Origin of the sequence: Mesotoga sp. HF07.pep.5.2.highcov (genome assembly GCF_003666285.1) — a bacterium.
GTDB classification, from domain to species: Bacteria; Thermotogota; Thermotogae; order Petrotogales; family Kosmotogaceae; genus Mesotoga; species Mesotoga prima.
Map to the genome: position 1 here is coordinate 1 of NZ_JFHJ01000076.1, position 3,992 is coordinate 3,992.

General features: G+C 44.6%; 5 protein-coding genes. 4 read left to right on the forward strand and 1 reads right to left on the reverse strand.

What is annotated here, in order from left to right; translation table 11 throughout:
• Positions 1 to 2: 2 nt before the first annotated feature.
• Both rho and BG32_RS01390 read left to right on the forward strand, forming a co-directional pair.
• Positions 3 to 1,235, forward strand: a complete 1,233-nt coding sequence (gene rho / locus BG32_RS01385; protein ID WP_409072639.1) for a transcription termination factor Rho — start codon at positions 3 to 5, stop codon at positions 1,233 to 1,235.
• Between the two features lie 10 nt (positions 1,236 to 1,245).
• Positions 1,246 to 2,199, forward strand: coding sequence for an ROK family protein (locus BG32_RS01390; RefSeq protein WP_006492383.1), 954 nt, complete (start codon positions 1,246 to 1,248; stop codon positions 2,197 to 2,199).
• On the opposite strand, the gene BG32_RS01395 is transcribed toward BG32_RS01390, so the two are convergent.
• Positions 2,184 to 2,861 carry an endonuclease V gene (locus BG32_RS01395; RefSeq protein WP_006492386.1) on the reverse strand — a complete coding sequence of 226 codons (678 nt, stop codon included), beginning with the start codon at positions 2,859 to 2,861 and terminating at the stop codon, positions 2,184 to 2,186. The two genes, BG32_RS01390 and BG32_RS01395, sit on opposite strands and share 16 nt — an antisense overlap.
• Positions 2,862 to 2,962: 101 nt before the next feature.
• Here BG32_RS01395 and dnaN point away from each other — a divergent pair, with 101 nt between their 5' ends.
• The gene (gene dnaN, locus BG32_RS01400) at positions 2,963 to 3,874 is read left to right on the forward strand and encodes a DNA polymerase III subunit beta (protein WP_310793850.1); all 912 of its coding nucleotides are present in this window, start codon (positions 2,963 to 2,965) and stop codon (positions 3,872 to 3,874) included.
• 38 nt (positions 3,875 to 3,912) lie between these two features.
• A partial coding sequence (locus BG32_RS16945) for a hypothetical protein (RefSeq protein ID WP_310793851.1) occupies positions 3,913 to 3,992 on the forward strand: 80 nt, incomplete at its 3' end.

Below are 3,992 nucleotides of genomic sequence, written 5' to 3' on the forward strand. Positions count from 1 at the left end.
CTATCAGAGAAGTCTACAAGCTTGCTAGGAAGTATGATGTCCAAGGCTATACGCAGATGGCAAAGAAAGATTTGATATTCGCTGTTCTTAAAGCCCAAACGGAATCTTATGGTTACTTCTTCGATCAGGGAGTTCTTGAAATCACTGACGGGGGATATGGCTTTCTTAGAACTCTGGATAACAACCTTCTTCCGAGTTCTAACGACATATATGTGAGCCAGTCTCAGATAAGAAGATTCAACCTTACAAGTGGCGATACAGTAGCCGGGCAGGTAAGACCCCCGAAGGAAGGCGAGAAATACTTTGCGCTATTGAGAATAGAGGCTATTAATCACAAGGCGATAAACTTCGCTGCAGAAAGAATTACCTTTCAGAATCTTACGCCAATCCACCCTGAAGACAGGTTGATTACCGAGACAGATTCTCACATAATGAGCACAAGAATGGTTGATCTCTTCTCCCCAATTGGAAAGGGACAGCGAGGATTGATAGTTTCACCTCCCAAAGCGGGGAAGACCATACTGCTGAAGGAGCTTGCTAACGGAATTGCTGAGAATCACCCAGACACCATAAGAATAATTCTGTTAATCGACGAGAGACCTGAAGAGGTCACTGATCTCAGAAGAAGCACAAATGCTCATGTAATAGCCGCCCCATTTGATATGCATCCAGAAAAGCAGATTAGAGTCGCGGAGATGACTATCGAAATGGCAAAAAGATTGGTCGAATTCAATTATGATGTTGTCATTCTTCTCGACAGTATTACTAGACTAGCAAGAGCCTACAATCTCTATGTTCCGCCCAGCGGAAAGCTTCTCTCCGGTGGTGTGGATCCTTCTGCGCTTTACAAGCCCAAATACTTCTTTGGAGCGGCTAGAAACATAGAAGAGGGCGGAAGCCTTACGATAATCGCTACAGCGCTCGTTGAAACTGGGAGCAAGATGGATGAAGTTATTTTCGAAGAGTTTAAGGGTACTGGAAATATGGAACTGATTCTATCTAGACAGCTGGCCAACAAGAGGATGTTCCCATCGATCAATCTTACTCTTTCCGGTACTAGAAGGGAAGAACTACTTCTTCCTTCAGATATTCTGAGAAAGATCTGGATTCTAAGGCGAATGCTGTCTTCAATGTCGGAAGAAGAGGGACTTAGACTAATCATGGAGAAACTTCGAGGCACCGGATCAAATGACGAATTCTTGGATTTGATTGAAATGGAAAAGAAGCAGTACTAGATGGGAGATAATGATGGTCAGACGCGTAATAGGAATTGATCTGGGTGGAACAGAGACAAAGATAGGGATAGTTGAGGAAGACGGTAAGATAGTCGAAAAAAAGGTGATCCCTACAAGAGTGTCAGAAGGTAGAACTACTGTCGTCACAAGAATTGGTGAAGCGATAAATGAGCTCCTTGTTAAGTCGGGTATCGACTCAAAACAAATTATCGGAATCGGGGTTGGTTCACCTGGATCGATCGACCACGATACGGGGACTGTGCTGTTTTCTCCAAATCTTCCCGATTGGTCGGGGTTCGGACTGGCAGCTATGCTCGAGAGAGTCACTGGAATAAGAACTTTTGTAGAGAACGATGCAAATTCCTTTATTCTAGGAGAGTGGGCATTCGGTGAGTTCAAAGGCAGCCAACACATGGTAGGCCTTACATTAGGTACCGGAGTCGGAGGGGGAGTGATAACCCACGGTATTTTGATGACAGGTAGCAAAGGCTATGGAGGGGAACTTGGACACACTATAGTTGAACCGGAAGGACCAGTTTGCGGTTGTGGCTCTCACGGATGTCTTGAAGCTCTTGCTTCGGCGACGGCCATAGTAAATTTGGCCAGGGAATATTCGAAGAGATTTCCACAGTCAACGATATTTGCGTCGCCTGAATTAAACTCTAAAGTGGTCTTTGACGCGGCACGGGAGGGTGATCTCGCAGCAACTCTGATCGTAGAAAGAGCAACCAGAGCCCTGGCTATTGCAATCGGAAATTTCATACATGTGTTCAATCCAGAACATATTGTCATTGGCGGTGGGATCAGCAGAGCTGGAGATTTGCTAATAAACGGAATAAGGGAAAAACTCCCGGCTTTCGTAATGACTTCTTTTAACGGGACCTTCAGCATCACTCTGAGCAAATTGGTAGAGAATGCAGGGATAACAGGTGCCGCATCGATAGTCTTTTACAGGATAAGTTGATTCTTCAATCGTTGGGTGAGGATATGTGCTTGTCTAGTAGGTTCCGGTATTCTGTACTTTCCAATTGTTCTTATTGATAACCTGAGAGCGCTTTCCGCAGTCATTCTATTTCCCGGTGAAATGAAAACCGGTTTCACACTCGTTCTTGTACATAGCGCATATCCTAGCAATCTACCGCCTGATGAGAGAATTCTGCTGCTTTGTCCTTTCTCTCTCGGGAGGCTTTCGACCTTTCCATAGAGAAGGCTTTTCGCAACGCCTATCGTCGGTATTTCTACGAAAAGTCCTATGTGGGAAGCTATACCAATCCCTCTGGGATGAGCTATCCCGTGTCCATCAAAGAAGAGCAGGTCAACTTCCGGTGATCTGGACAGCGCATCAAGTATAGCGGGCCCCTCCCTAAACGACAATAGACCGGGGATGTAAGGCGTCTCAACCTTTTTAAGAGAAAAGAAATGATCAACTACGGATAGAGAGCTGAACTCCATAACCACAATTACGGCGAGCGCAATCTCTCTAAAAGGGAAAGAAACGTCTATTCCTGCCACTAGTCTTGGCTCCCGAGAGTAGTCCTCAAATGTAAGCTTGTCCCTGAGTTTCTTTTGTAGGTCTATAGCTTGAACCGGTTCCATTGACCATGAATGAATATATTCGATATTCATGTTGTTCTCTCCCAAAGGAAGAAATCTATCGCTGTTGCTTCTGATAATGATTATGCCACATAGATGTTATAATTTATGAAAAGCTCTTCAAGTGGAGGTGTATGATGAAATTCGTCGCAGCTCGTTCAGAAATCCTCACAAGATTAGAATCGGTTTCTGGGGCAGTTGCTCCGAAAAGCGTGAAGCCAATTCTTTCGGGCATATATTTTTCAATGAAGGATGACTCAACGGTTAAGCTTCAGGCCACTGATCTAGAAACGGCAATTACTACAGAGCTGAGACCAAAGCACATAGATGGAAGGTGCGATTTTGTCATAGATGCGCGTCTGGTACTCGAAATAGTCAGAAATCTTCCAGAGGGAGAAGTTGTTTTTGAAACAGAAGATACAAACGTTATCATTAGGGAGGGAAGTGCCCGCTTCACTCTTCCAACAATGGATCCCGAGGAATTCCCCATTGTTGAACCAACCTCGGGAGGACTTGAATTCGCAGTGTCGGTTTCATCGATTGAACTGATGATAGATAGAGTGATTTTCTGTGCTGCTAGGGATGAATTCATGAGAAATCTGAACAGTGTCTACTGGGAATTCGAAGATGGTTACCTTCGACTTGTAGCTGCGGATGGATTCAGGATGGCGCTCTCCGAAGAAAGAATTGACCTTAACATCGATGACCACTTTCTGCTTACGCTTAAGAGCATGAAGGATTTGCAAAACAGTCTTAAAGCTGCAATGTCTGATTTGTTGAAGGTAACCTATGATGGTTCGCGTGTTCAGTTCCTTTTTGACGGCACTGAGATAGTAACAAAGGTTGTGGATGCTGAGTTTCCGGACTACAAGAAGGTTCTTCCCAAATCATTCAAGGCCAGACTTGTTCTTTCTACCGAGGTCTTTTCAGATGCTGTAAGAAGGGCATCGATTGCCGCAAGGCTCGGATCGGATTCGGTCAAGTTTGAAATAGACGATGAGCAGTTTAAGATAGTTGCTAGAAGCCTGATCACGGGGAATCCATAGAGATTCTTGATGCAAACAAGGAAGGAGACAACATTGTCATAGCCTTTAATCCCAGGTTCCTTTCTGAATCGGCTAAGAAGATTGATTCCGATACTGTGGAGTTGAATTTCGTTGATTC

Coding starts and splice junctions, on each gene's coding strand:
- BG32_RS01390 (WP_006492383.1), top strand. CDS start 1,246: ATGATGGTCAGACGCGTAATAGGAATTGATCTGGGTGGAACAGAGACA.
- BG32_RS01395 (WP_006492386.1), bottom strand. CDS start 2,861: ATGAATATCGAATATATTCATTCATGGTCAATGGAACCGGTTCAAGCT.
- dnaN (WP_310793850.1), top strand. CDS start 2,963: ATGATGAAATTCGTCGCAGCTCGTTCAGAAATCCTCACAAGATTAGAA.